The 1,477-nt window shown below is 50.2% G+C and carries 1 rRNA gene; it reads right to left on the reverse strand.

From position 1 onward, the window contains the following. Nucleotides 1-1,477, reverse strand: a 23S ribosomal RNA gene (locus BLR79_RS08720); the annotation flags it as partial.

The following is a 1,477-nucleotide window of genomic DNA, read 5'->3' on the forward strand; positions in this document are numbered from 1 at the left end:
CCGTCCTGTCGCGGGTAACCTGCATCTTCACAGGTAATATAATTTCACCGAGTCTCTCGTTGAGACAGTGCCCAGATCGTTACGCCTTTCGTGCGGGTCGGAACTTACCCGACAAGGAATTTCGCTACCTTAGGACCGTTATAGTTACGGCCGCCGTTTACTGGGGCTTCATTTCGTACCTTCGCTTAACGCTAAGCACTCCACTTAACCTTCCAGCACCGGGCAGGCGTCAGCCCCTATACATCATCTTTCGATTTAGCAGAGACCTGTGTTTTTGATAAACAGTCGCCTGGGCCTATTCACTGCGGCTGACTTAAAGTCAGCACCCCTTCTCCCGAAGTTACGGGGTCATTTTGCCGAGTTCCTTAACGAGAGTTCTCTCGCTCACCTTGGTATTCTCTACCTGACTACCTGTGTCGGTTTGCGGTACGGGTCCGTATACACTCACTAGAAGCTTTTCTTGACAGTATGATTCGTCACCTTCGCTACTTTAATTCACTCCAGGTCACGTCTTACCTTTAATAAGAAAAAGCATTTGACTCTTTCTTAGGCTTGACGCTTCTACATCCATATCCAACAGGATGCGTGACACTACCTCCTGTGTCCCTCCTTCGCTCAAACGTGTATACCGAGTACAGGAATCTCTACCTGTTAGCCATCGTCTAAACCTGTCGGCTTCAACTTAGGTCCCGACTAACCCTGGGCGGACGAGCCTTCCCCAGGAAACCTTAGTCAATCGGTGGACGGGATTCTCACCCGTCTTGCGCTACTCATACCGGCATTCTCACTTCTATGCGCTCCACTGCTCCTTACGGTACAGCTTCAATGCCCATAGAACGCTCTCCTACCACTCTAACAATTGTTAGAATCCACAGCTTCGGTGTACTGTTTAGCCCCGGTACATTTTCGGCGCAGAGTCACTCGACTAGTGAGCTATTACGCACTCTTTCAATGGTGGCTGCTTCTAAGCCAACATCCTAGTTGTCTGTGCAACTCCACATCCTTTCCCACTTAACAGTAACTTGGGGACCTTAGCTGGTGGTCTGGGCTGTTTCCCTTTCGACTACGGATCTTAGCACTCGCAGTCTGACTCCCAATGATGAATCAATGGTATTCGGAGTTTATCAGGAATTGGTAGGGCGTGAGCCCCCCGCATCCTAATAGTGCTCTACCCCCACGATTCTTACATTGAGGCTAGCCCTAAAGCTATTTCGGAGAGAACCAGCTATCTCCAGGTTCGATTGGAATTTCACCCCTACCCACACGTCATCCCAACACTTTTCAACGTATTTGGGTTCGGTCCTCCAGTGCGTCTTACCGCACCTTCAACCTGCACATGGGTAGCTCACCTGGTTTCGGGTCTACGACACCTGACTTTCGCCCTATGAAGACTCGCTTTCGCTACGGCTCCGTTTCTTCAACTTAACCTCGCCAACTATCGTAACTCGCCGGTCCATTCTGCAAAAGGTACGCCATC

Origin of the sequence: Dolosicoccus paucivorans, assembly GCF_900100125.1 — a bacterium.
GTDB lineage: Bacteria > Bacillota > Bacilli > Lactobacillales > Aerococcaceae > Dolosicoccus > Dolosicoccus paucivorans.